This is a genomic window from Streptomyces sp. NPDC006283, from assembly GCF_040613325.1.
In the GTDB taxonomy this organism is placed as follows: Bacteria; Actinomycetota; Actinomycetes; order Streptomycetales; family Streptomycetaceae; genus Streptomyces.
On the sequence record NZ_JBEXRZ010000032.1, the window covers coordinates 17598 to 39122 of the forward strand.

Consider the following 21525-nt stretch of genomic DNA (forward strand, 5'->3'; position numbering starts at 1 on the left):
GACGTCAGCTCTTGTAGGCCTTGGCCGCTTCCGACTCCAGCTTCTGCTGAGTGCCGGCGACGTCCTTCGGGTTCTTCAGGAAGTCCTGGAGGATCTTCCACTCGCCCTTGCCGGGCGTTCCGCCGAACGACTGCGGCATCTGGTCCGACATGTCGAAGCGGAAGTCGTCGCCCGAAGCGATCAGCGCCTTCGCGATCTCACGCTGCACGTCGTTCGGGTACGCGGCCACGTCCAGGGACTTGTTGGGCGAGATGAACCCGCCGGCCGCCGCCTGGATGGCCGCCGCGTCGGGCGAGGCCAGGAAGGTCAGCAGCGCCTGCGCGCCCTTGCTGTCCTTCAGCGCCACCGCGGCGTCCCCACCGGTCACCACCGGCGGCTTCGCGCCGACGGCCGGGAACGGGAAGACCTTCGCGTCCGTACCGATCCTGGCGTCGGTCTGGGCGATGTTGACGGTCACGAAGTCGCCCTCGAAGACCATCGCCGCCTTGGGGGCGTCGCCGCCGCTGAACGTCTGGGTGACGGACGCGGGGAACTCCGTCTGGAGGGCGCCGTCCGTACCGCCCGCGATCAGGCTCGGCTTGCCGAACAGCTCGCCCAGCGTGGTCAGCGCGTCCTTCACCGACGGGTCGGTCCACTTGATCTCGTGCTTGGCCAACTGGTCGTACTTCTCCGGCCCCGCCTGGGAGAGGTAGACGTTCTCGAACCAGTCGGTGAGGACCCAGCCGTCGGCGCCGGCGATCGAGACCGGCGTGACGCCCGACGCCGAGACCGTCTCCGCCGTCGTCAGGAATTCCTTCCAGGTCTTCGGCGCCGTCGCCCCCGCGTTCTCGAAAACGGTGTTGTTGTACCAGATCAGGGACTTGTTGGCGGCCTTGTAGTAGACGCCGTACTGCGTGCCGTCGACGGCGCCGAGATCCTGCCAGGCCTTCGCGTAGTTCTTCGCGAGCTGCGCCTTGGCCTCCGGCCCGACGGGCTTCGCCCACTTGCGCGCCACGGCCTGCTGGATCGCGCCGACCTGGGGCAGCATCGCCACGTCCGGCGGACTGCCGCCCGCGATCTTCGTACCGAGGAAGTTGACGATCGGGTCCTGCGCCGGGACGAAGGTGACCGTCGCGCCCGTGCGCTTCTCGAACTCGTCGAGGACCTTGGTGAAGTTCTCCTGCTCCGGGCCGCTCCAGACGGCGGCGACCTCGATCTTCTCGCCGTCCAGCTTCGGCAGCTGGACCGACGCGGGCTTCTCGGTGCCCTTCGTCGGGCCGCCGTCACCCGGCTCGTCGCCTTCCTTGTCGCCGCCACATCCGGCAAGTGCGAGCGCGCCGATCGCCGCGAACACCACTGCGGCCCTGCCCGTACGAAGAGTTCTGTGCATCACTGCCCCGTCTCTGCCGTGCGCTGCTGTCCCGTGATCTGTTGCGAGTCAGTCCTGTTACCGGGCCGTCGCCGGTCCGTCCGACAGGTCTACGCCCGCGGTTCGGGTGTCGCAATACCGCCCCCGGCGACAATCACCCTTTCGTGATGCCCTTGTGACGTGATGTCAGGTCAAACGGCAGGGGCCACCGGAAGCAGCCCCTGGGCGTGCGGAGGCGACCCGGGGCGGTCCGCCGATCAGGAATGCGCCGGGGTCAGCGGCGCGACCGGCGCCGCGTCCACCGATCGTGCGGCCCGCTCCAGCGCACTCGCCAGCAACGCCAGGTCCGTCGGTCCGTTGCCCAGTTCGCGCACGGGGCGGCGCGTGGGTGGATCGCCCATCCGCTCCCACTCGAGCGGAACCACAGTGGGTCGCAAGGTCGCCGTACGCGGAATGCGCCCGGTCACCCGCCCGCTCTGGAACGGCGTCACCCGCCCGTCGGGATGCCCCAGTCTGCCCCGGCCGGGCGCCGGATCGTCCGGCCCGGGCGCCACCGGCGGCGCCTCCAGCACGACCCGCAACCGCGCCTCCTCGGCCAGCAGCGTGTCCGAGGTGCGGTCCGGGCGCGACGACGTCGCCACCAGATGCACTCCGAGGCGACCCCCGTCCCTGGCGACCGCCTCCAGGGCCCGTACGACGGAACCGGCCGCCGGCCGGCCGGGGCTGCCCAGAGCCGGGGCCACCAGCGCGTCGAAGTCGTCGACGAGGACCACCAGACGCGGCAGCGGGTCCGGCTCCTGGCTCCTCGTGCGCCCGCCGGGCCGGAGCCTGAGTGTCCCGGAGGAGGGCGAGTCCAGATCGCCGCGCTGCTCGGCGGGGCTCGGCCCGCGCTGTCCGACCATGCGGTCCGCCACCTCGCGTCGCGTACGCCACCCGGCGAAGTCACCGCCGTCGAGCAGCTCCGCGCGCCGCTTCAGCTCGGCGCCCAGTGCCTGCGCGAACGCCCGCATCCGCACCGGGTCGCTCGCCACCAGGTGCTCCGTCACATGCGGCAGCTCGGTGCAGACCGCCAGCCCCTCGCCGCGCCCGCCGCCCGCCCCGTCGACCAGCAACAGGCCGAGCCGGTCCGGCCGTCCCGCCGCCGCGAGCGACGCGGCGACGGAGCGGAGCAGTTCTGTACGGCCGCTGCCCGCCGGGCCCTCGATCAGCAGATGCGGACCCTCCTCGGCCAGATCGACGGCCAGCGGACCCCGGGGACCCGCGCCGAGGACCACGGCGCCGTCGCAGGCCGACGCCCAGCGCGCCATCAGCGACGCCGGGGTGGCGCGGGCCAGTTCCAGCTCGTCCAGCAGCCGGGCGGACTGCGGCAGCACCGCGGCCCTGCCCGGATGCACACCGGCGCCCTCGGCGCGCAGCGGGGCCAGCGCCCGGCCGAACCGCTCCGCCCAGGCCGCGGACACCGCGTCCACCACGCCCACGGTGCCGTGTCCGGCCGGCCGGCCGCCCGCCACCCGCATCAGCCGCAGCGCCGTGGCCACGTCCCCGCTCAGCAGGGCGACCGCCCCGCATTCCCGGAACGGCAGGGAGGCGGCGCAGGCCGACTCGTACGTCGCGGCGACGGGGGACGACGGGGAGGCCGCAGGGGTCTCCGCCAGACAGATCAGGTGGATGCCCGCGGCCCAGCCGACCTCGGCGAGCCGGGCCGTCGTCTCGCGCAGCGCCGCGGAGCCGGGGTCCCCGTCGACGACGACCACGGTGCGCGGCCCGGCGTGGCGGGAGGCGGCGTCCGTGACGGCTCGCCGCTCGGCGCTCGGCCATCCGGTGCCGAGCGGGCCCTCGTCCAGCCGGCGGGTCAGCTCCGCGGTGCGGGCGACCGCCTGGTCGCGGTCGTAGGCGAGAAGCAGCCGACAGTCCTGGCCGTGCGCCGGGCGGAGATGCGGCAGCCAGCCCAGCCAGGACCACTCGCTCCTGCGCTCCTCGAGGGTGCGGGCGCGGTCCGTGCTGATGAGCACGATCTCCAGGTCGCCCGGGGAGTGCAGCGCGGCGAGCTGGGCGACGGCGGATCTGGCCAGGCCCGCGAGCCGCGCGCGGGGCCCGGCGAGCCCGAGGGAGCCCGCCTCGCGCAGGGCGACGGTCACGGGCACGGACGGCAGCTCGGCGCGGTCGGCCGTGCCGAGCCTGAGGACGAGGGACTCGGGGTGCTCGGCATCCCGTTCCCACAGCCGGGGACCGGGGCCGAGCGCGGTGAGCAGGACGGCCGCCGGATCGGGCCAGCTCTCCACGGCGGGCGCTGACGTGGTGAGCGCCGGACCGGCCGCAGCGCTCTCCTCGGACGCCGCCCCGCCCCGCCCGCCGGCGAACCGTCGAGCCCAGGCGCCTATGCCGCGCTTTCGCTGGGTGCGCTGCGGGTGAGGCACGCCCGGCTCGTCAGGGGCGCGGTCGTGCGACTCGCCGCCCTGCTCCTCGGAGCCGGCTGCGCCCGGCGCGTACTGCGCGGGAACCCGCGGGGCGGCTTCACCGAGCGGGCTCTGCATGTGGTGCGTCGGCGCCGAACCGGTATGCCCGTACGGCGGGGACATGGCGTGGTGGGTGGTTGCCCCGTCGGCCGGGCCGGTGGCGCCGTCGGCGCGGAGCGTGGCGCCGGTGGCGCCGTCGGCGGGTGCCTCACGCCGCGTCGATGCCGGGGCGTCAGGGGAGTCCGTGGCGGCCCATGAGGGCACCGGTCGGCCGCCGCCGTGGTGCGGCGAGCCGGCGGGAGCGCCCGGGCCGTCGGCATCGAAGGCCCGCCCGTGATCCTCCGGGCTGCCTCCCGGCGTCCGTGCCGGGCCGCCGGACGAGGCGGCCGGGCCGTGGGCCGCGCGCCCCGGGACGCGGAGGTGGCCCTCGCCGTCCGGCGTGGTGGGGAGGGCCGGCGGAGGGGCTCCGGCGGACAGGCGGAGGGTGGACTCGCCCAGGCGCAGCAGCGCTCCGGCCGGGAGGCGGACGGGGCGGCCTTCCACAGGGGTGCCGTCGACCGTGGTGCCGTTCGTGGAGCCGAGGTCGGTCACCGTGACGCGGCCGTCGTCTCCCACCGTGACCGCACAGTGGAGCCGGGAGACGTCGGGGTCGTCGAGCGGCACGTCGGCGTCGGCGGACCGGCCGATGCCGACCCGGCCGCCGTGCAGCAGATGGACGCCCCCCGCGTCGGGCCCGGCGACCACATGGAGCTGTGCGAAGACGTCCGTCCCGTGCGCCTCGTCCTCGACCGGTGTCTGCAGGGCCAGCACCGCTCCGTCCACCAGGGGCGGCTCGCCCAGGGTGCGGCGCTGCGCATCGAGGCGCTCCTGGCCCGCGTACAGCACGACGGTGCCGGAGACGTCGGGGCCGGAGACGGCCGCGGCGAGGCCGGAGGCCACCGCGGCGAGCGCCGTCCCCGCGGGCGCGGTGACGATCACGTCGCAGGGGCGCCCAGGGGCCCCCGACGGTCCGCCGCGCGGCGCGAGAACAGTCAGCCGGATCTGCATCGCCGTCAGCCATCCCTTCTGCGCGGGGTACCCGGCAGGGGAGTGCCCTGATCGCCCCCGCCCGGCAGGTCGGCACGCGCCACGGGTCTCCCTCCCCACAGCTCCGTGCTGAGGGCATCCTCGCATCCGTCACTGACAACACGCCCGCCCCCTACCGGTAATTGATCTTGACCGGTCGACCCGTGGAACACATCACGAACAAATCAGGGGCAAATCCGGAAGGAAAAGCTCCAGGTCGGGTCAGGTGGGCATGCCGTCCGTACGTACGGACGGCACCGATCGTGATGTTCAGTGCACGCGCACCCGGCAACCATCCGTACGATGCCCGCGTCTGTTCTTCGAACAGGGGCGATCGGTAGGACACCCCCTAAAGTGGGACGGAGACCCGGCGGGCCGAAGATCGCCCGATGGACCGGGACCCATGTGACGATCAGCAGGGAGCGCATGACGTGCGGCCGGTAGGCAGCAAGTACCTGCTCGAGGAGCCGCTCGGGCGCGGCGCCACGGGCACCGTCTGGCGAGCCCGTCAGAGGGAGGCCGCCGGCGCCGAGGCGGCCGTCGCGGGCCAGCCCGGTGAGACCGTCGCGATCAAGGTCCTCAAGGAGGAGCTCGCGAACGACGCGGACGTGGTGATGCGTTTCCTGCGGGAGCGCTCCGTCCTGCTGCGTCTCACTCATCCGAACATCGTCCGCACCCGCGACCTCGTCGTGGAGGGCGATCTCCTCGCCCTCGTCATGGACCTGATCGACGGCCCGGATCTGCACCGCTATCTGCGCGACAACGGCCCGCTCACCCCGGTCGCCGCCTCGCTCATGACGGCCCAGATCGCGGACGCACTCGCCTCCAGCCACGCCGACGGCGTGGTGCACCGCGACCTGAAGCCGGCGAACGTGCTGCTCAAGACGGACGCCGACGGCCAGATGCACCCGATGCTGACCGACTTCGGCATCGCGCGCCTCGCCGACTCCCCGGGCCTGACCCGGACGCACGAGTTCGTCGGCACGCCCGCGTATGTCGCGCCCGAGTCCGCGGAGGGACGCCCGCAGACCTCCGCCGTGGACATCTACGGCGCGGGGATCCTGCTGTACGAACTGGTCACCGGGCGGCCCCCGTTCGCGGGCGGCACTGCACTCGAGGTGCTGCACCGCCACCTCAGCGAGGAGCCCCGCCGCCCCACGACCGTGCCCGAGCCGTTGTGGACGGTCATAGAGCGCTGCCTGCGCAAGGAGCCCTCGGAGCGGCCCAGCGCCGAGAACCTCGCCCGCGGCCTGCGCACCGTCGCCGCGGGCATCGGCGTGCACTCGAACGCCGCGCAGGTCGACGCCGCCCTCGGCGTCGCCGCGCTGCTCGCCCCCGATCCGTCACCGGCCCCGGTCCCTGGGACCCCGGGCGCCGCCGACCCCACCCAGGTCCTGCCGAACACCGGTGGCGGCAGCCCGGCCTACGACCCCTCCGCCGCGACCAGCGTCATGCCGCAGACCGGCCCGCCCGGCGGCACGGCGGACCCGACCGCCGTGATGCCGCCCGTGCCGCAGGGGCAGCCAGGCCCGGAGGACCCGCACCCCTGGCAGTCGCAGCTCCGTGCGGCCCGGGACCGCAACGAGCAGACCCAGGTCCAGTACCTCGACCCGAGCCAGGACCCGCTGCGCCGCCGACCGCAGCGCCAGGCCCCGCAGGAGCCGCAGCGGCAACAGCACCGCCCCCAGCCGCAGCCGTACGCGCCGGCGCCGCAGCAGCACCAGCCGCAGCGCCGTCAGTACGCGCCGCCGCCGCAGCAGCAGCAGTACGCGCCCCCGCAGCAGCCGCCGCCTCAGCCGCCCGCGCAGCGTCCGCCCCGCCAGCCGAGGCAGCGGGCGAACCCCATGCGGATCCCGGGGCTCGGCTGCCTCAAGGGCTGTCTGTTCACGGTGCTGCTGTTCGTCGTGGCCGGCTGGCTGATCTGGGAGCTCACCCCGCTGCAGGACTGGGTAGCGCAGGGCAAGAGTTACTGGGACGCGATCGGCGACGGCATCTCCACGGTCACGAACTGGATCTCGGAGCTCGGCTCGGCCAAGGACACCGCCGACCAAGTCGGTAACCAGTAGTAACTCTGTCGTTTTGTCGACTTCTGTGGGCCGATTTATCCCGCAGAAGTGGAGGTTGGTGTCATCCGGGGCACACAGGCCCCGGATCCCCGCGTACGTTGTGGGGCAACGCCAGCCGCTGAGGGAGCAGTCTTGGCACGGAATATCGGCAGCCGGTACACGGCCCACCAGATCCTGGGGCGGGGAAGCGCCGGCACGGTGTGGCTCGGCGAAGGACCCGAGGGTCCCGTGGCCGTCAAACTTCTCCGCGAGGACCTCGCCTCCGACCAGGAACTGGTGGGGCGCTTCGTGCAGGAGCGCACCGCCCTGCTCGGGCTCGACCACCCCAACGTCGTCGGCGTCCGCGACCTCGTCGTCGACGGCAACGACCTCGCGCTGGTCATGCAGCTCGTGCGCGGCACCGACCTGCGTACGCGCCTGGACCGCGAGCGCCGCCTCGCGCCGGAGGCCGCGGTCGCGATCATCGCGGACGTCGCCGACGGCCTGGCCGCCGCCCACAGAGCGGGCGTGGTGCACCGGGACGTCAAGCCGGAGAACATCCTGCTCGACATGGAGGGCCCGCTCGGGCCCGCCGGGGCACACCCCGCGCTCCTCACCGACTTCGGCGTCGCCAAGCTGATCGACACCCCCCGCCGCACCAAGGCGCAGCGCCCCACCGGCACTGGCGCGCCGAACCCGTCGGGAATCATCGGTACCCCCGACTACATCGCGCCCGAGATCGTCGAGGGCCTGCCGCCCCGCGCCGCGGTCGACATCTACGCCCTGGCCACGGTCCTCTACGAGCTCCTGGCCGGCTTCACCCCCTTCGGCGGCGGGCACCCGGGCGCGGTCCTGCGCCGTCACGTCACCGAGACCGTGGTGCCGCTGCCCGGCATCCCCGACGAGCTGTGGCAGCTCATCGTCCAGTGCCTGGCCAAGGCGCCCGCGTCCCGGCTGCGCGCCTCGGAGGTGGCGTCGCGGCTGCACGACCTGCTCCCCATGCTGGCGGGCATCCCGCCCCTGGACGTGGACGAGCCCGACGCGGAGCCGCCCGCCGAGCCGTACGAGGACATCGTGCGGCCCGCCACCGGGGAGCCCCGCCGACGCGGCGCCGTCCCGCTCGTCCCCGGTGCGGCCCCCGCGGACTCCAACCGTGACACCCACACCTCGATGCGCGTCCCCGCCCCCGACGAGCTCGCCGGCGGCGCCCACGGCACCGCGAGGGCCCCGCGCTCCGCGGGCCAGCGCCGCCCGGGCTCGGCCCGCAACCGGTCCACCGCCGTGCGCAGGCGGCGCATCACGCTCTCCGTCGCGGCCCTCGCCGTGGCCGTGGCGGTCGGCGTCGGCGGCTGGCTGGCCACGAGCGGTGACGACAGCCCCCCACCCCCGAGGGATTCCCAGCAGTCGGCGCCCTCGGACCCTTAGGGCCGCTGGTCCGGATCCTGCCGGGCTCGCCCCCGGCATCCTGCCGCGAAAGGCATGGACGATCTCGGGGTGGTCGGGGCCATCACGGGTCCGTCCGCTCAGCCGTTACGCTGGACCCGTGGCAGTCGTCGATGTATCCGAAGAGCTGAAGTCCCTTTCCTCGACCATGGGGTCGATCGAGGCCGTTCTGGACCTCGAGAGGATGAGGGCGGAGATCGCCGTGCTCGAGGAGCAAGCGGCGGCACCGTCCCTCTGGGACGACCCCGAAGCGGCACAGAAGATCACCAGCAAGCTCTCGCACCTGCAGGCCGAGGTCCGCAAGACGGAGGCGCTCCGCGGCCGTATCGACGACCTCGAGGTGCTCTTCGAGCTCGCGGAGGCCGAGGACGACCCGGACACCCGTGCCGAGGCCGAGACCGAGCTGGAGTCGGTGCGCAAGGCGCTGGACGAGATGGAGGTCCGTACCCTCCTCTCCGGCGAGTACGACGAGCGCGAGGCGCTGGTCAACATCCGCGCCGAGGCCGGCGGCGTCGACGCCGCGGACTTCGCCGAGCAGCTCCAGCGCATGTATCTGCGCTGGGCCGAGCGGCACAACTACGGCACCGAGGTCTACGAGACGTCGTACGCGGAAGAGGCCGGCATCAAGTCGACCACCTTCGTCGTCAAGGCGCCCTACGCGTACGGCACGCTCTCCGTCGAGCAGGGGACGCACCGGCTGGTGCGCATCTCGCCCTTCGACAACCAGGGCCGCCGCCAGACGTCCTTCGCCGGCGTCGAGGTGCTGCCCGTCGTGGAGAAGACGGACCACGTCGAGATCGACGAGTCCGAGCTGCGCGTGGACGTCTACCGCGCCTCCGGACCCGGCGGCCAGGGCGTCAACACCACCGACTCCGCGGTGCGGTTGACGCACATCCCCACCGGCATCGTCGTCTCCTGCCAGAACGAGCGCTCGCAGATCCAGAACAAGGCGAGCGCGATGAACGTCCTGCAGGCGAAGCTGCTCGAGCGCCGCCGCCAGGAGGAGCAGGCCAAGATGGACGCCCTCAAGGGCGACGGCGGCAACTCCTGGGGAAATCAGATGCGTTCGTACGTGCTGCACCCGTACCAGATGGTCAAGGACCTGCGCACCGAGTTCGAGGTGGGCAACCCGCAGTCGGTGCTCGACGGTGAGATCGACGGCTTCCTCGAAGCCGGAATTCGCTGGCGCAAGCAGCAGGAGAAGTAGCGAAGCGCTTTGTCGACAAGGGAACTGCCGCCTACGGGGCGGCAGTTCCGTTTTATGTCACAGTTGCATCCCCGCAGGTCAGGCAACTGACAGTATTTCGGACATCGCGTCCGCTAACGACCTTGACGCTGCTGCAAAAACTGGGAATCGTGGCGCGCGGCATGCGTGTTTCTGGGGCGTGTGCGAACGGGGGCCACAGAGCAACGGCCCCTGAATCCGCTGCCCCTGACGCTGCTCCGACAACGAGATAGCTACTGGGGGTAGCAGCCAGATGACCAAGAAGACGCGGATCCGTGTCGCGCGTATAGCCGCCGGCGCCGTGATCGCCGCGGGTGCGTCGCTGACCGCCGCAGGCGCCGCGAGCGCCGTCGGGATCGGGATCGACGTCGGCCCCGTCGAGGTGTCCGCCAACGCCGATGAGAACGGCATCGACGCGGGTATCGGCATCAAGGAGCCCGAGCCCTGCGAGATCGACCCGACGCTCTGCCCGCCGACCGAGGAGCCTCCGACCGAGGAGCCCCCGACGGAGGAGCCTCCGACCGAGGAGCCGCCCACGGAGGAGCCTCCGACCGAGGAGCCCCCGACGGAGGAGCCTCCGACCGAGGAGCCCCCGACGGAGGAGCCGCCCACCGAGGAGCCTCCGACCGAGGACCCGACCGAAGACCCGACCGAGGACCCGGACCCGACGCCCACCGACGGCACCGGTAACGACAACGACACCGACGGTGGCGTCATCGACGGTGACGCTCCGATCGGCGACGGCACCGACACCGACAACGCCGGCTCCGAGCCGGTCCAGCAGGGCGACGCCAAGGAGGAGCTGGCGGAGACCGGCGCCGCCGAGACCACGTTCCTGCTGATCGGTGCCGCGACGATGATCGCCGGCGGCATCGGCTTCCGCATGCTGCCGCGTCTCGTCGGCGGTGGCCGCACCGTCGCCTAAGCGACACGGCCGGTAACCGACACAGCCGGTAACGGCACGGTCGGTGACGGAACCGCAACAGGAAGGGCCCGGAGTGCTCAGCACTCCGGGCCCTTCTGCGACTGTGGGCGACCGCTAGACGGTCTGATGTGCCAAAAGGGCCACCGCGGCCACCAGGACCACCAGCAGGGCCAGCAGGGCGGCCGGGCTCAGCCCGGCAAAGGGGCCTTCCTGCTGGAGCCGCTGGCGATTCGCACGGCACACAGGGCAACGGCCTTCGGCCACGGGGGCCGCGCAGCTGGCGCACACCAATCGGTCATAGGTCATGCGCTCTCCTCCTCCCGCTCCCGCGCGCCGGGGCCGCAGAAGCGGACCGCAAGCACATTTCTCTCCCGACAACGCCCGGGGAAACGCGACTGTTCCCTTACCACTGTGCCAGCTCGCGCGCTTTTCGGCGCGGCCCGCCGGATTACACCCGATCCGTGAACGGACAAAACGCGCAATCCAGGACGTCGACTGCGCGGCCGCGGCGCAGTCGCGTAAGGTCACGCACACCTACTCCCGGCCGACCGTGGTGCACCCGTGATCCGATTCGACAACGTCTCCAAGACCTATCCCCGGCAGAACCGACCTGCCCTGCGCGACGTCTCCCTCGAAATCGAGAAGGGCGAGTTCGTCTTCCTCGTGGGCTCGTCCGGCTCCGGCAAGTCGACGTTCCTGCGGCTGGTCCTGCGCGAGGAGCGCGCCAGTCAGGGCATGGTCCATGTCCTCGGCAAGGACCTGGCCCGGCTGTCCAACTGGAAGGTGCCGCAGATGCGCCGCCAGCTGGGCACCGTGTTCCAGGACTTCCGCCTGCTGCCCAACAAGACCGTCGCGGAGAACGTGGCGTTCGCCCAGGAGGTCATCGGCAAACCGCGGGGTGAGATCCGCAAGGCCGTGCCCCAGGTGCTCGACCTCGTGGGCCTCGGCGGCAAAGAGGACCGGATGCCCGGCGAGTTGTCCGGCGGTGAGCAGCAGCGTGTGGCCATCGCCCGTGCCTTCGTCAACCGGCCGATGCTGCTGATCGCGGACGAGCCGACGGGAAACCTCGACCCGCAGACGTCCGTCGGCATCATGAAGCTGCTCGACCGGATCAACCGGACAGGCACCACCGTGATCATGGCGACTCACGACCAGAACATCGTCGACCAGATGCGCAAGCGCGTCATCGAGCTCGAGAAGGGCCGTCTCGTACGCGACCAGGCACGCGGCGTCTACGGCTACCAGCACTGAGCCCGGACAGGAAAGGCTGAAAGCACGCCATGCGCGCCCAGTTCGTCATGTCGGAGATCGGCGTCGGTCTCCGCCGCAATCTCACGATGACCTTCGCGGTGATCGTCTCCGTCGCCCTCTCGCTCGCCCTGTTCGGCGGTGCGCTGCTCATGCGTGAGCAGGTCAGCACGATGAAGGACTTCTGGTACGACAAGGTCAACGTCTCGATCTTCCTCTGCAACAAGAACGACGCGACGACGTCGCCCCAGTGTTCCAAGGGCGCCGTCACCACGGCGCAGAAGGAGCAGATCGAGTCCGACCTCAATGAGATGGACGTCGTCGACACGGTCCACCACGAGACGGCCGAACAGGCCTACAAGCACTACCGCGAGCAGTACGGCGACACCCCCATCGCGTCCACGATCACCCCGGACCAGATGCAGGAGTCGTTCCGGGTGAAGCTGGACGACCCGGAGAAGTACAAGGTGGTGGCAACGGCATTCGCCGGCCGGGACGGCGTGCAGTCGGTCCAGGACCAGCGCAACATCCTGGAGAACCTCTTCTCCTTGATGAACGGCATGAATGTGGCCGCGATCTTCGTGATGGGTCTGATGCTGATCATCGCGTTGATGCTGATCGTCAACACCGTGCGCGTTTCGGCGTTCAGCCGTAGGCGTGAGACCGGGATCATGCGGCTCGTCGGTGCCTCGAGCTTCTACATCCAGATGCCGTTCATCATGGAGGCCGCTTTCGCGGGCCTGTTGGGCGGTGTGGTCGCCTCCGTGATGCTGCTGGCGGGACGTTACTTCCTGATCGACAACGGCCTGGCGCTCTCGGAGAAGATGCAGCTCGTCAACTTCATCGGCTGGGACGCGGTGGTCTCCGTGCTGCCTCTGGTGCTGGTCATCAGCCTGTTGATGCCCGCTGTGGCCGCTTTCATCGCATTGCGCAAGTACCTGAAGGTGTGACAAGCGCCCCGGGCGCCGCGCGGTCAACCTCCGTACGGCGCCCTTGGCTTGTCCTAGAGTGGACGCCATGTCGGGCCCAGAGTTCAGTCCCCGGCCCCACGGCATCGGCCGCGGGGCTGCACTGACTTTGCTCTTCGGAGTCGTCCTCGCCACCGCCGCGGTCACCAACTGCCTGCCGCACGAAGAGCACACCTCGCCCCGCCCCCTCTCCGCCCGTGCCGCTGCCGCGACCGTCGACCGGGAGGACGTGGCACGCGCCGCGGCGGAGGCGGCGGCCGAGGGCAAGTCCGGCACGAAGGCGGCCGAGGAGGTCGTCAGCCGCAGCGGTGACCGCTGGGGCGCGGTGTACGACAAGCAGGAGTACGAGGAGTTCCGCAAGGCCCTCGACGGCGAGTACACCGGCGTCGGCCTCGGCGCCCGGCGCGCCGGCGACGGCCGTGTCGAGGTCGCCAAGGTGCAGCCCGGCAGCCCCGCGGCGCGGGCCGGGATCAGGGCCGGCGACCGGCTCCTGACGATCGACGGGCAGAAGGTCGACGGGCGGCCGGTCACCGAGGTCGTGACCCTGCTGCGCGGCAGCAGCGGCACCGGCGTGACCCTGGGCCTCGAGCGCGACGGGCGCCGCTGGGCCGAGACCGTGACCCGGGCCGTGCTGACCACGGAAACGGTCACCGTCGAGCGGCTTCCGCACGGGGCCGTCCTGATCAGAGTCACCTCGTTCACCAAGGGCTCCGGCAAGCGGGTGCGGGACGCGGTGCGCGAGGCTCCCGCTGGCGCCGGCGTCCTGCTCGATCTGCGCGGCAACGAGGGCGGCCTGGTCTCGGAAGCCGTCACCGCCGCGTCGGCCTTCCTCGACGGCGGCCTGGTCGCCACGTACGACGTGCGCGGCGAGCAGCTCGCCCTCTACGCGGAACGAGGCGGTGACACCGACCGGCCCGTGGTGACGCTCGTCGACGCCGGCACGATGAGCGCCGCGGAGATCGTCACCGGGGCGCTCAAGGACCGCGGCCGCGCCGTCACGGTCGGCACCCGCACCTTCGGCAAGGGCTCGGTCCAGATGCCCAGCCGGCTGCCCGACGGCTCGGTCGCCGAGCTCACCGTCGGCCACTACCGCACTCCCTCGGGTCACAGCGTCGACAACAAGGGCATCACTCCCGACCTGGTGACGGGCGAGGGAGCGGAGAAGAGGGCCCAGACAGTATTGAGTGGCCTCGGGGGCACGTCTTAAAGAAGTTGCGGCGTAGTGCGAAAATGACGGCACTATGGCAAAGGAAACAGGGCGCAAGCTGATCGCGCAGAACAAGAAGGCGCGGCACGACTACCACATTCTCGACACCTACGAGTGCGGTCTCGTGCTGATGGGCACCGAGGTGAAGTCGCTGCGTCAGGGCCGGGCCTCGCTCGCGGACGGCTTCGTCCAGATCGACGGCAACGAGGCCTGGCTGCACAACGTCCACGTGCCCGAGTACAGCCAGGGCACCTGGACCAACCACAGCGCCCGCCGCAAGCGGAAGCTGCTGATGCACCGGGAGGAGATCGACAAGCTCGAGTCGAAGTCGCAGGAGACGGGGCACACCATCGTGCCGCTGGCGCTGTACTTCAAGGACGGGCGGGCGAAGGTCGAGATCGCGCTCGCCAAGGGCAAGAAGGAGTACGACAAGCGTCAGACGCTGCGCGAGAAGCAGGACCGTCGCGAGGCGGACCGCGCGATGTCGGCGGTCCGGCGGAAGCAGCGGTCGTAGCCGCGCGGAATACGCTGGCACCTTCGTGCGTTGGTCACGTACGATGGCACCTGCCCCTCAAGGGGGGCGCACCCCTCACGGGGTTTGAAAAATCAACATGGGGATGATCGGTTTCGACAGCGGATGTCGAAGCAGGGGAAGCGTGTCGAGGAAGCGGCAATGATCTCGTAAACCATATGTCGCAACCAATAATCGCCAACACCAAGCGCGATTCCTTCGCCCTCGCTGCCTAAGTAGCGACTTGCGAAGTGTCAGCCCGGGGCTGTTCCCGACCCGGATCCTGGCATCAGCTAGGGAACTAAACCTCTAAGCCCGGTCACGGGGAGTAGAGGGAAATCAAACAGTGACTGAGCCCGTCGGAGACTTGTCCGCGTGATCTCCGGGGCCGAGAAAAGCGCAGTGGACTGCACACGGAGAAGCCCTGATTCTGCACCGTTGGACGCGGGTTCGATTCCCGCCATCTCCACCGATGGAGTCCTCGGAGGCCCAAAGCCCCCGAAGCTCCACATCCCATGTACGACTGGGCCCGACAGCTACGGCTGCCGGGCCTTCGTCGTACCCGCGGCCAGTACAAGAGCGAGCGCCGCCGCGCCCATCGGCACCGCGTACCCCTGGGGCGCGCCCAGGTACTCCACCACGAAGCCGCCGCTCGCGGAGCCGGCCGCGATGCCGCCGAGCAGCGCGGTGACCGCGAGCGTCATGCCCTCGTTGATCTGCGCATGCGGCGTGAGGCGCTGGACCAGCGTCATCCCCGTCACCATCGTCGGGGCCGTCGCCATTCCCGCGACGAGCAGCGCGCCCGCCAGCAGCGGCAGCGATCCGGTGCCGGTGGCGGCCAGCAGCGGCAGCAGCATCAGGACCGTCATCGCGGCAAGGCAGGCGGTCAGCCCGACGGGGCGGCGGGACCTTCCGAACACGAGTCCGGCGACGCACGAACCCGCCGCCTGCAGCGCGAGGACTGGGCCGGCGACCGGGCCGTCGGCGAAGGCGATGGTGACGACCTCCATGGAGCCGAAGACCGCGCCGGTGGCGAGGAAGACCACGAGCAGGGCGGGCATGCCCCTGGTCCGCATCGGTGAGCCGGCCGGGACCCTCGGCACGACGGGCGGTTCCGTCGACCGCTGCGCCGCGAAGACCAGGACGCCGGTGAGCAGCAGCACCGCTCCGGCCAGGGTGCCCGCCTCCGGGAAGAGGACGGAGCACAGGAGAGCGGCGACGACCGGGCCGGCCATGAAGCACAGTTCGTCGGTGGCCTGCTCGAACGAGTTCGCCGTATGCAGGGCCGCCGCGTCGCCCCGGTACAGGTGGGCCCAGCGGGCGCGCGACATGCCGCCGGTGTTGGGGGTGGTGGCGGTCGCGGCGTACGCGGCGAACAGCGTCCAGTCGGGAGCGTCGAACCGTACGCACAGCAGCAGCGCGACAGAGCCCAGCACGGCCAGGACGGTGGCGGGCACGGCGACCCGGGCCTGCCCGTGCCGGTCGACGAGCCGCGCGATCCAGGGTGCGACCAGTGCGGTGGCGGTGAGGCCGGTCGCGGTGACGGCACCGGCGAGGGCGTAGGAGCCACGGGACCCGGCGATCATGGTGATCGCACTGACCGCGAACATCCCCATGGGGAGCCGCGCGACGAGGTTGCCCGCCGTGAAGGCGCGCGCGCCGGGCGCCGCGAAGAGCCGGCGGTAGGGCCCGGGCGGCCTGCGCGGCGCGCGGGGAGTCCCCGGCACGTGCCGCGGTGCGAGCACCAGTGAGTCGGATGTGAGCGCGAGCAGCGGCGGGTGAGCGGTCTCCTCGGACCGGGCGGGATGCGGCATGCGTCCACCCTCGCCGCCGCCCCGGGGGCCGGTCCAACACCTGCTCGGTGGCCATTCACGCACCGGTGTTGTTGAATGCGCTGTGCCCCAGGACCTTCAACCACGGCTGCTCCGCGCCTTCACCACCGTCGCCGACGAACTCCACTTCACCCGCGCCGCCGCCCGGCTCTACGTCGCCCAGCAGGCCCTGAGCCGTGACGTACGGCGGCTGGAGAGGGAGTTGGGGACCGAGCTGTTCGTCCGCACGACCCGGCAGGTGACGCTCACGGCCGACGGCGAACGGCTGCTGCCGTACGCGCGGAGGGTCCTCGAGGCACAGGACGAGCTGCTTGCCGTGGCCACCGGTGCCGCGCGCCCGCTGCTCGTCGACCTCAACAGCGCGGGCATGACCTCGGGCCGCATCCTGGAGCGCGCCCGTGAACTCGCCCCCGACTGCGAGCTGATGGCCCGGTTCGAGAGCGGCCTGACCGGCGCCGCCGGCGAGATCGCCGCCGGACGGCTCGACGTCTCCTTCGGCCGCTTCGCGGGCCTGGACCCCGCCCTGCGGGCCCTGTTGTCCCAGCAGCCCGTGCGGTACGAGCCGATGGCCGTGCTGCTGCCAGAGGACCATCCGCTGGCGGAACTGGACGGTGTACCGCTGAACGCACTGGCCGGGGAGACCGTATATGCGGGTGCGGGCAATCCGCGGACGCTGGAGTGGACGGAGCTGGCGCGGCTGCTCTTCGCGGGGCGCGGCATCGCCGTCGCACCGCCGGCGCCCATGGCGGTGGGAGCCGAGGAGTTCCGGCGGGTGATGGCCAAGAATCGCAATCCGGTCCTCGCGGTCGTCGACTTTCCGGTCATGCCGGAGACGGTCCTGCGGCCGATTGTCGACCCCGTGCCGCTGTCGCCGCTGTCGATGGTCTGGCGTGCCGGGCTGAGACATCCAGGTCTGGACGCGCTGCGTGCGGCGGCGGCCGAACTGGCAGCTCACGAAGGGTGGCTGAAAAGGCCCTCCGACGGATGGTTGCCAGAACGTGATATGTCGCTGATGTGTGACAACAACTGACCGTGGCGCACGGGCCCCCGCTGGTTGCGCTACATTCAGGGACCGGGTGAGTGAGTGGGGTTGGAGCGCTCGGACAGGGTGGGGACCCGAGTCCGGATGCGGCCGATGAGCCGTGCGCACGCCCCGATTTCCAGTCAGTGGGGGGATGTGCCACCAGCCATGGAAAATTGGCAAGAAAATATCGGTACCGGTCACACGCACGAGCCGCACGAGGTGACGATTCAACTCGACGGCATCGGACGGAAACTGCGGGACCTGCCGGTCGAACCGATCGCCGCCCAGGACAGTTCCGAGGGGCCGGTCTTCGTCGACGAAAGCGGTCGGCGCAGCAAGAAGCTGCGCCTCGTCGGCTGGGTGCTGGCCGCCGCGTGCGCCTGCTACGCGATCACGCTCGTCGCCGCTCTCGCCGGCGGCAACTCCAGCGCCCCCTGGCTGCCCGGACTGGGACAGGCGGGGGACGGCGACCCCGCCCAGGTCGAGATCCAGCCCGCACCCACCGACCGCGACTCCTCGGCGGTCACACCGCACGCGACCCCCGGCGTACCCGCCCCCGACGAGTCCGCCGACGCGGTGCTGCCGCTGCCCTCGGGCAACGCGGACGGCAGCACCCCGCTGCCCTCCCCGCCCGCCGCGAGTTCCCCCGCCGCCACGCGGCAACCGGCCGACGGGCCCGCCCCCGGCCCGGCAACGAGCCCCGCCACGCCCGACGACGGTGCCTCGGAGCCCGACACCGGCACACCGTCCGACGCCGGCCCCTCCGAGCCCGCCCCCGGCAGCGGATCACCCGAACCACCCGTGCAAGAGAGCGCAGCGTAGATGGCCCTCCCCACCCCAGGGGCTCCGCAGCCGCGGAGCCCCAAGCGCGTCGTACGCCGCAGACTGCCGATGCGCTATCTGCTGCCCGTGCTCTTCCTCGTCGCGCTGCTCGCGATGCTGATGCTGCGCGGCTATGTGCACAGCGAGATCCTCGCCGACCACCGCGTACGCCCGCCGGCCGCCACCGACCAGGTCCCCGAGCACATACTCGCGGGCGGCCCCGTCATAGACGCCCGCGACAAGAAGCACCCGAGGGCGCTGAGCGTCCCCGACCGGCGGCTGGTGCTGACCTTCGACGACGGCCCCGACCCCCTCTGGACCCCGAAGGTCCTCGACAAGCTGAAGCAGTACGACGCGCACGCCGTCTTCTTTGTCACCGGCACGATGGCCTCCCGCCACCCCGACCTGGTCGAACGGATGGTGCGCGAGGGCCACGAGGTCGGCCTGCACACGTTCAACCACCCCGACCTGTCCTTCCAGTCGACCAACCGCATCGACTGGGAGCTGTCCCAGAACCAGTTGGCACTGGCCGGCGCCGCCGGAATCCGCACCTCCCTGTTCCGGCCGCCCTACTCGTCCTTCTCCGACGCCCTCGACAACGAGTCATGGCCCGTCACCCAGTACATAGGAACCCGCGGCTACATCACCGCCTTCAACAACACCGACTCCGAGGACTGGAAGCGTCCGGGCGTCGACGCGATCATCAAGCGCGCGACGCCCCAGGGCACCGAGGGCTCCATCGTCCTGATGCACGACTCCGGCGGGGACCGCTCCCAGACGGTCGCGGCACTTAACCGCTTCCTGCCCGACATGCAGGAGCGCGGTTACCGGTTCACCAACCTCACGGAGGCGCTCGGCGCGCCCAGCGCCCACACCAAGGTCACCGGGCCCGAGCTGTGGAAGGGCAAGGCGTTCGTCGGGGCCGTCGCCGTCTCCGAGAACACCACCGAGACCCTCGTCGTGTGCCTGGCGGTGATCGGTGTCCTGGTCTTCGCCCGCTTCGGGCTGATGCTGATCCTCTCCTTCGCGCACGCCCGCAAGGTGCGCCGGAAGAACTTCACCTGGGGACCGCCGATCACCCGGCCGGTGTCCGTGCTGGTCCCCGCCTACAACGAACGCGAGTGCATCGCCAACACGGTCCGCTCGCTGATGGCGAGCGACCACCCCCTCGAAGTCGTCGTCATCGACGACGGCTCCAGCGACGGAACCGCCGACATCGTCGAGGCGATGGAGCTGCGCGGCGTCCGCGTCGTACGGCAGCCCAATTCGGGCAAGCCCGCCGCACTCAACAACGGCATCCGGCACGCCCGGTACGAGATCGTCGTGATGATGGACGGCGACACGGTCTTCGAGCCGTCCACCGTCCGTGAACTCGTCCAGCCCTTCGGCGACCCACGCGTCGGCGCGGTCGCCGGCAACGCGAAGGTCGGCAACCGCGACACACTCATCGGGGCATGGCAGCACATCGAGTACGTGATGGGCTTCAACCTCGACCGCCGGATGTACGACCTGCTCGGCTGCATGCCCACCATCCCCGGCGCGGTCGGCGCCTTCCGCCGCAGCGCGCTGGAGCGGGTCGGCGGCATGAGCGAGGACACCCTCGCAGAGGACACCGACATCACCATGGCCCTGCACCGCGACGGCTGGCGGGTCGTCTACGCGGAGAAGGCCCGCGCCTGGACCGAGGCCCCCGAGTCCGTGCAGCAGCTGTGGTCGCAGCGCTATCGCTGGAGCTACGGCACCATGCAGGCGATCTGGAAGCACCGCCGGGCGCTCGTCGAACGCGGGCCCTCCGGCCGCTTCGGCCGGGTCGGCCTGCCGCTGGTCTCCCTGTTCATGGTCCTCGCGCCGCTGCTCGCCCCGCTGATCGACGTCTTCCTGCTGTACGGGCTGGTCTTCGGGCCCACGCAGAAGACGATCGCCGCATGGCTCGGCGTCCTCGCCGTCCAGGCCGTCTGTGCCGCCTACGCCTTCCGGCTCGACAAGGAACGCATGGTCCACCTGGTCTCGCTGCCGCTCCAGCAGATCCTGTACCGCCAGCTGATGTACGTGGTGCTCCTGCAGTCCTGGATCACCGCCCTGACCGGCGGCCGGCTGCGCTGGCAGAAACTGCGGCGCACCGGCGTCGTCGAGGCCCCCGGGGCCGCCGCCTCGGGCAGCCGCGCGGCGCGTGGTGCCGGAGACCGGAGGCCGGTCGGATGACCCCGTACACGCCGCAGACGGCCCAACTGCCGCCGCCTCAGCAGCCTCAGCACGGCACCGCCCCGGTGCCGGCGGGCACCAGGGACCGCTACTTCGACCTGCTGCGGGCGCTCGCCCTCTTCCGCGTCGTGCTCTACCACCTGGTCGGCTGGGCCTGGCTCCCGCTCGTCTTCCCGTCCATGGGCGTGATGTTCGCGCTCGCCGGCTCCCTGATGGCGCGTTCCCTCGCCCGCCCCGCAGTGCAGGTGATCCGCAGCCGGGTGCGGCGCCTGCTGCCCCCGCTGTGGGTGCTGGGGGCCGTGGCGATGACCGCCATGCTGATCGACGGGTGGCGCCCCGGCCCTTCCGCCGTCTTCTGGCTCCTGCCGCTGAGCGATCCGCCGTTCCTCGCGGCCGACTGGGCCGGCGACATGGCGGAGCCGCTCTGGTACCTGCGCGCCTACCTGTGGTTCGTGCTCCTGTCGCCGCTGCTGCTGCGCTGCCTGCGCAAGGTGCCGTGGGCGACCCTCGCCGCACCGGTCGTCCTCTCCTTCGGGCTTGCCGCCGGCTACCTCTCCCTGCCCGAGCGGATCGACTCGGCGCTCACCGACCTCAGCACCTTCGGCGCGTGCTGGATCCTCGGCATGGCCCGCCAGGAAGGCGTCCTCGAGCGCCTGCCGCGGTACGTCGTCCCCTCGGTCGCCCCGTTCGTGATGCTCGCCGGGCTGTGGTGGGCCGGGAACCACGGCTTCGCCGGTGGTGGTGAACTGGACGGCATTCCGCCGGCCGACGCCCTGTGGTCGCTGGGTGCGGTCATGCTCCTGCTCCACTTCAGTCCCACCTGGGAGTCGTGGCCGCCGAGGCTGCGCCAGTGGGACAGCGTGATCACCCTCCTCAACGCACGGGCGGTGACCGTCTACCTCTGGCACAACGTGTGCATCCTGGTCGCCGCGCTCCTGTGGGACCGCATGTGGGACATCGACCTGCTCGCCGAGCGCGCCCCCTGGCTGCTGGACAGCTGGGTCCCGGTGCTGCTGGTCGCCTGGGCGCTGATCGCCGTGTGCATCGTGCTGTTCGGCTGGGCCGAGGACCTGGCGGCCCGCCGCCGCCCCCGCCTGTGGCCGAACGGTCCGTCCGGCCTCCGGCGCGCCCACGGGCCGTCCGGCCTCCGCCGCTCACACGGCGCCTGACGGGCGGGTGAGAGCAAGGTTTCGCGCCGGTCACC

16 protein-coding genes and 1 other RNA gene are annotated in these 21525 nt (G+C 71.4%); 13 read left to right on the plus strand and 4 right to left on the minus strand.

The window, feature by feature from the left end; genetic code table 11:
- Window positions 1–4 precede the first annotated feature (4 nt).
- Together ABZ070_RS09740 and ABZ070_RS09745 are read right to left on the minus strand one after the other, a co-directional pair.
- Window positions 5–1369, minus strand: coding sequence for an ABC transporter substrate-binding protein (locus ABZ070_RS09740; RefSeq protein ID WP_356631771.1), 1365 nt, complete (start codon window positions 1367–1369; stop codon window positions 5–7).
- A 236-nt stretch (window positions 1370–1605) separates the two neighbouring features.
- Window positions 1606–4851 carry an FHA domain-containing protein gene (locus tag ABZ070_RS09745; RefSeq protein ID WP_356631773.1) on the minus strand — a complete coding sequence of 1082 codons (3246 nt, stop codon included), beginning with the start codon at window positions 4849–4851 and terminating at the stop codon, window positions 1606–1608.
- A gap of 449 nt (window positions 4852–5300) precedes the next feature.
- Here ABZ070_RS09745 and ABZ070_RS09750 point away from each other — a divergent pair, with 449 nt between their 5' ends.
- The 4 genes from ABZ070_RS09750 to ABZ070_RS09765 all read left to right on the plus strand — a co-directional run bounded on the left by ABZ070_RS09750 (window position 5301) and on the right by ABZ070_RS09765 (window position 10507).
- Window positions 5301–6935 (plus strand): serine/threonine-protein kinase, encoded by a 1635-nt coding sequence (locus tag ABZ070_RS09750; RefSeq protein WP_356631775.1) that lies wholly within the window; start codon window positions 5301–5303, stop codon window positions 6933–6935.
- Between the two features lie 132 nt (window positions 6936–7067).
- A complete protein-coding gene (locus ABZ070_RS09755; protein ID WP_356631777.1) occupies window positions 7068–8339 on the plus strand; it encodes a serine/threonine-protein kinase in 1272 nt (423 codons plus the stop codon).
- Between the two features lie 118 nt (window positions 8340–8457).
- On the plus strand, window positions 8458–9564 hold the full coding sequence (gene prfB, locus ABZ070_RS09760; RefSeq protein WP_356631779.1) for a peptide chain release factor 2: 1107 nt from the start codon (window positions 8458–8460) through the stop codon (window positions 9562–9564).
- 271 nt (window positions 9565–9835) lie between these two features.
- The gene (locus ABZ070_RS09765) at window positions 9836–10507 is read left to right on the plus strand and encodes an LPXTG cell wall anchor domain-containing protein (RefSeq protein WP_356631781.1); all 672 of its coding nucleotides are present in this window, start codon (window positions 9836–9838) and stop codon (window positions 10505–10507) included.
- A 114-nt stretch (window positions 10508–10621) separates the two neighbouring features.
- On the opposite strand, the gene ABZ070_RS09770 is transcribed toward ABZ070_RS09765, so the two are convergent.
- Window positions 10622–10813, minus strand: a complete 192-nt coding sequence (locus ABZ070_RS09770; RefSeq protein WP_356631783.1) for a hypothetical protein — start codon at window positions 10811–10813, stop codon at window positions 10622–10624.
- Window positions 10814–11068: 255 nt separating this feature from the next.
- Between ABZ070_RS09770 and ftsE the strand changes: the two genes are divergently transcribed.
- From ftsE to ssrA, 5 genes are all read left to right on the plus strand, one after another.
- Window positions 11069–11758 carry a cell division ATP-binding protein FtsE gene (gene ftsE, locus ABZ070_RS09775; RefSeq protein ID WP_005316903.1) on the plus strand — a complete coding sequence of 230 codons (690 nt, stop codon included), beginning with the start codon at window positions 11069–11071 and terminating at the stop codon, window positions 11756–11758.
- A gap of 29 nt (window positions 11759–11787) precedes the next feature.
- Complete coding sequence (ftsX, locus tag ABZ070_RS09780) at window positions 11788–12705, plus strand: permease-like cell division protein FtsX (RefSeq protein WP_356631785.1); 918 nt, start codon at window positions 11788–11790, stop codon at window positions 12703–12705.
- Window positions 12706–12772: 67 nt separating this feature from the next.
- Window positions 12773–13930, plus strand: a complete 1158-nt coding sequence (locus ABZ070_RS09785; protein ID WP_356631787.1) for a S41 family peptidase — start codon at window positions 12773–12775, stop codon at window positions 13928–13930.
- A 34-nt stretch (window positions 13931–13964) separates the two neighbouring features.
- Window positions 13965–14444, plus strand: coding sequence for an SsrA-binding protein SmpB (smpB, locus tag ABZ070_RS09790; protein ID WP_356631789.1), 480 nt, complete (start codon window positions 13965–13967; stop codon window positions 14442–14444).
- Window positions 14445–14543: 99 nt separating this feature from the next.
- Window positions 14544–14913, plus strand: a transfer-messenger RNA (tmRNA) gene (gene ssrA / locus ABZ070_RS09795).
- A 64-nt stretch (window positions 14914–14977) separates the two neighbouring features.
- On the opposite strand, the gene ABZ070_RS09800 is transcribed toward ssrA, so the two are convergent.
- The gene (locus tag ABZ070_RS09800; protein WP_356631791.1) at window positions 14978–16255 is read right to left on the minus strand and encodes an MFS transporter; all 1278 of its coding nucleotides are present in this window, start codon (window positions 16253–16255) and stop codon (window positions 14978–14980) included.
- Between the two features lie 82 nt (window positions 16256–16337).
- Here ABZ070_RS09800 and ABZ070_RS09805 point away from each other — a divergent pair, with 82 nt between their 5' ends.
- The 4 genes from ABZ070_RS09805 (at window position 16338) to ABZ070_RS09820 (ending at window position 21490) form a co-directional block, all read left to right on the plus strand.
- The gene (locus tag ABZ070_RS09805) at window positions 16338–17303 is read left to right on the plus strand and encodes a LysR family transcriptional regulator (protein ID WP_356631793.1); all 966 of its coding nucleotides are present in this window, start codon (window positions 16338–16340) and stop codon (window positions 17301–17303) included.
- 213 nt (window positions 17304–17516) lie between these two features.
- Entirely contained in the window at window positions 17517–18119 is a 603-nt protein-coding gene (locus ABZ070_RS09810) for a hypothetical protein (protein ID WP_356631795.1), read from the plus strand.
- 69 nt (window positions 18120–18188) lie between these two features.
- The gene (locus ABZ070_RS09815; RefSeq protein ID WP_356631815.1) at window positions 18189–20321 is read left to right on the plus strand and encodes a glycosyltransferase; all 2133 of its coding nucleotides are present in this window, start codon (window positions 18189–18191) and stop codon (window positions 20319–20321) included.
- The gene (locus ABZ070_RS09820) at window positions 20318–21490 is read left to right on the plus strand and encodes an acyltransferase (RefSeq protein ID WP_356631797.1); all 1173 of its coding nucleotides are present in this window, start codon (window positions 20318–20320) and stop codon (window positions 21488–21490) included. Before ABZ070_RS09815 ends, ABZ070_RS09820 begins: the two co-directional genes overlap by 4 nt.
- The last annotated feature ends 35 nt before the right edge of the window (window positions 21491–21525 follow it).

What these genes read in the sequence shown, in the direction of transcription:
- ABZ070_RS09740 (WP_356631771.1), bottom strand. Translation starts at nt 1,369, where the DNA reads ATGCACAGAACTCTTCGTACGGGCAGGGCCGCAGTGGTGTTCGCGGCG.
- ABZ070_RS09745 (WP_356631773.1), bottom strand. Translation starts at nt 4,851, where the DNA reads ATGCAGATCCGGCTGACTGTTCTCGCGCCGCGCGGCGGACCGTCGGGG.
- ABZ070_RS09765 (WP_356631781.1), top strand. Translation starts at nt 9,836, where the DNA reads ATGACCAAGAAGACGCGGATCCGTGTCGCGCGTATAGCCGCCGGCGCC.
- ABZ070_RS09770 (WP_356631783.1), bottom strand. Translation starts at nt 10,813, where the DNA reads ATGACCTATGACCGATTGGTGTGCGCCAGCTGCGCGGCCCCCGTGGCC.
- ftsX (WP_356631785.1), top strand. Translation starts at nt 11,788, where the DNA reads ATGCGCGCCCAGTTCGTCATGTCGGAGATCGGCGTCGGTCTCCGCCGC.
- ABZ070_RS09785 (WP_356631787.1), top strand. Translation starts at nt 12,773, where the DNA reads ATGTCGGGCCCAGAGTTCAGTCCCCGGCCCCACGGCATCGGCCGCGGG.
- smpB (WP_356631789.1), top strand. Translation starts at nt 13,965, where the DNA reads ATGGCAAAGGAAACAGGGCGCAAGCTGATCGCGCAGAACAAGAAGGCG.
- ABZ070_RS09800 (WP_356631791.1), bottom strand. Translation starts at nt 16,255, where the DNA reads ATGCCGCATCCCGCCCGGTCCGAGGAGACCGCTCACCCGCCGCTGCTC.
- ABZ070_RS09815 (WP_356631815.1), top strand. Translation starts at nt 18,189, where the DNA reads ATGCGCTATCTGCTGCCCGTGCTCTTCCTCGTCGCGCTGCTCGCGATG.
- ABZ070_RS09820 (WP_356631797.1), top strand. Translation starts at nt 20,318, where the DNA reads ATGACCCCGTACACGCCGCAGACGGCCCAACTGCCGCCGCCTCAGCAG.